The following is a 3,539-nucleotide window of genomic DNA, read 5'->3' on the forward strand; positions in this document are numbered from 1 at the left end:
CCCGGGCGCCCCCTTCCCCGTCCCTCCGTCCTGGAAGGAAAGGACAACCGTGGCCACCCCGACCCCCGTCCGGCCGTCCGCCGCTCCCCCGCCCCCGGCGGCGGACGCGACGCGTGCCGAGGCCCGCCGCCGGCTGCGCAGCCGACTGTGGCGCCTGGACGACAAGGCGTCCCCGTACGCCTACATCGCCCCGTTCTTCCTCGTCTTCGCCGCCTTCGGGCTCTACCCGCTGCTGTACACCGGCTGGATCGCGCTGCACCGCGTCGAGCTGACCGGGCTCGACCAGTCCACCTGGATCGGGCTCGACAACTTCCGGCGCGTCCTGGGCGACGGCGAGTTCTGGGACGCGGTCGCGAACACCTTCGTCATCGGTGTCATCTCGACCGTCCCGCAGCTCCTCGTGGCGCTCGGCCTCGCGCACCTGCTCAACTACCGGCTGCGGGCCTCGTCGTTCTGGCGGACGGTGATCCTCACCCCGTACGCGACCTCGGTCGCCACCGCCGCCCTCGTCTTCGCGCTCGTCTTCCGCGCCGACGGCGGTCTGCTCAACTACCTCCTGCACTTCGTCGGCCTGGGCGACACCAACTGGGCCAATGGCCACTGGACATCGAAGATCGCCATCTCGGTCATCGTCATCTGGCGCTGGACCGGCTACAACGCGCTCATCTACCTCGCCGCGATGCAGGCCGTGCCCACCGACCTCTACGAGGCGGCCTCGCTCGACGGGGCCTCGCGCTGGCAGCAGTTCCGCAAGGTGACGATCCCCTCGCTGCGCCCGACGATCCTCTTCACCATCGTCATCTCGACCATCGGCTCGATGCAGCTCTTCGGGGAGCCGCTGCTCCTGGAGGGCGGCACGCTCGGCTCCACCGGGGGCAGCGAGCACCAGTACGAGACCCTGAGCATCTACCTCTACAACTACGGCTGGAAGCTCGGCCACCTCGGCCCGGCCGCCGCCGTGGCCTGGTCGATGCTCGCCCTGCTGCTGCTGATCGCGCTGCTCCAGTGGCTGATCGGCCGTCTGACGCGTGCGGGCGCGGCGCGCGAGGGAGCGACCTCATGACCACGACCACCCCCGTTCCCCCCGTGACCGCGGCCCCGCCCGCGGCGGTGCCCGGGCCCGGGACGTCCGGCAAACGCCGCTTCCGCATCGGGGCGGGCGAGCAACTGCGCGGCGGCCCGTTCACATACGTCGCCCTCGCGGTGGCCGGGCTGCTGTCCGTCTTCCCGCTGTACTGGACCCTCGTGGCCGCCTCGCACGACCAGCAGCGGGTGCTCGACAGCCCGCCGCCGTTCCTGCCGGGCGGGCGGCTGTGGCACAACCTCCAGGCGGCCTGGGAGCAGGCGAGCCTCGGCAAGGCGCTGGTGAACACGCTCGTCGTCGCGGGCTGCATCACGGCGGCGACGCTCTTCTTCTGCACGCTGGCGGGTTACGCCTTCGCCAAGCTGCGCTTCCGCGGCCGGGGCGTCCTCATGACGGCCGTGATCGCGACCCTCACCATCCCGCCGCAGCTCGGCGTCGTCCCGCTGTTCATGATCATGTCGGACATCGGCTGGGGCGGGAAGCTGCCCTCCGTCATCTTCCCGACGCTCGTGAGCGCCTTCGGTGTCTTCTTCATGCGCCAGTACCTCATCGAGGCGCTGCCGTACGAGCTGATCGAGGCGGCGAAGGTGGACGGCGCGAACAACCTGCGCGTCGTGCGCAGCGTCGTCCTGCCCGCCGCCCGGCCCGCCATGACGGTGCTGGGGATGCTCACCTTCGTCCAGGCGTGGAACGACTTCTTCTGGCCCTTCCTCGCCCTCAACCAGTCCAATCCGACGGTCCAGGTGGCGCTGGGCCAGCTCAGCGCCTCGTACACCCCCGACCAGTCCATCGTGATGGCGGGCGCGCTCATCAGCACCCTGCCGCTCATCGTGGTGTTCGTCGTCTTCGGCAGGCAGATCGTGGGCGGCATCATGGCCGGCGCGGTCAAGGGCTGAACCCCCTTTCCCTCCTCTTCCCCTCCTCACCTCGGGAGCGCTCTCGCATGACCGCTGTACACCACGGGTCCGGCTCGCGGCCGGGCACCACCTCCCCCTCCGTTCCCTCGCCCGCCCCCGCCGCCGAGTCCGGGGGCGACTTCCCCGCCGGTTTCCTGTGGGGGGCGGCGACCGCCTCGTACCAGGTGGAGGGGGCGGCGACGGAGGGCGGCAGGACCCCGTCGATCTGGGACACGTTCAGCCACACCCCCGGCAAGGTGCGGGACGGCGACACGGGGGACGTGGCGGCGGACCACTACCACCGCTACCGCGAGGACGTCGCGCTGATGAAGGAGCTGGGGCTCGGCGCGTACCGCTTCTCCGTCTCCTGGTCGCGCGTGCAGCCCACGGGACGCGGTCCGGCCGTCGAGCGCGGGCTCGACTTCTACCGGCGCCTGGTGGACTCGCTCCTGGAGGCGGGGATCACGCCGGTGGCGACGCTCTACCACTGGGACCTGCCGCAGGAGCTGGAGGACGCGGGGGGCTGGCCGCAGCGGGACACGGCCGAGCGGTTCGCGGACTACGCGGCGCTCGTGGCGGGGGCGCTCGGGGACCGCGTGCCGATGTGGACGACGCTCAACGAGCCCTGGTGCTCGGCGTTCCTCGGCTACGGCTCCGGGGTGCACGCTCCCGGGCGCACGGAGCCGGCGGCGACGCTGCGCGCGGCGCACCACCTCAACCTGGCGCACGGCAGGGGCGTCCAGGTGCTGCGCGGGCTGCTCCCGGCGGACGCGCGGACCTCGATCACGCTCAATCTGCACCAGGTGCGCCCGCTCACCACGAGCCCCGGGGACGCGGACGCGGCGCGGCGGATCGACGAGGTGGGCAACCGGGTCTTCACCGGTCCGCTGCTCGACGGCGGCTACCCGGAGGACCTGCGGCGGCGCACCGCTTCGCTCGTGGACTGGGACGAGCTGGTGAGGCCCGGTGACCTGGAGACCATCGCCACGCCGATCGACGTGCTCGGCGTGAACTACTACACGCCGACGATCGTCTCCGCCTCGGACGGCGCGGGCGACTCGCGCGACGACGGGCACGGTGCGAGCGACCACTCGCCGTGGACCGGTTCCGAGGACGTCGCCTTCCACCTGGCCCCCGGCGAGCGCACGGCGATGAACTGGGCGGTGGACGCCTCGGGGCTGCACACCCTGCTCACCGAACTGCACGCGGCGCACCCCGGGCTGCCGCTCATGGTGACCGAGAACGGCGCGGCGTTCGACGACCACGTCTCGCCCGAGGGCCGCGTCGAGGACCCCGAGCGCGTCGCGTACCTGCACTCGCACCTGGAGGCGGTGCGGCAGGCGATCGCGGACGGCGCGGACGTGCGCGGGTACTTCCTGTGGTCACTGCTCGACAACTTCGAGTGGTCCTACGGGTACGCGAAGCGCTTCGGCGCGGTGTACGTGGACTACGCCACGCAGCGCCGCATCCCGAAGGCGAGCGCCCACTGGTACGCGGAGGTGATCCGGCGCGGCGGGCTGCCGGGCTGAGGCCACCGGTGGGGGGGCCGGGACGGGAGC

3 protein-coding genes are annotated in these 3,539 nt (G+C 72.1%); all 3 read left to right on the forward strand.

What is annotated here, in order from left to right; translation table 11 throughout:
* Positions 1-49: 49 nt before the first annotated feature.
* Genes SSBG_RS00750 through SSBG_RS00760 form a run of 3 tightly spaced genes read left to right on the forward strand, consistent with a single transcriptional unit; the run spans position 50 to position 3,509 of the window.
* A complete protein-coding gene (locus SSBG_RS00750; protein WP_008744335.1) occupies positions 50-1,063 on the forward strand; it encodes a carbohydrate ABC transporter permease in 1,014 nt (337 codons plus the stop codon).
* Entirely contained in the window at positions 1,060-1,980 is a 921-nt protein-coding gene (locus tag SSBG_RS00755; protein WP_008744336.1) for a carbohydrate ABC transporter permease, read from the forward strand. The genes SSBG_RS00750 and SSBG_RS00755 overlap by 4 nt, the downstream gene beginning before the upstream one ends.
* Positions 1,981-2,027: 47 nt before the next feature.
* Entirely contained in the window at positions 2,028-3,509 is a 1,482-nt protein-coding gene (locus SSBG_RS00760; RefSeq protein WP_008744337.1) for a GH1 family beta-glucosidase, read from the forward strand.
* Positions 3,510-3,539: the final 30 nt, after the last annotated feature.

Source organism: Streptomyces sp. SPB074 (assembly GCF_000154905.1).
GTDB lineage: Bacteria > Actinomycetota > Actinomycetes > Streptomycetales > Streptomycetaceae > Streptomyces.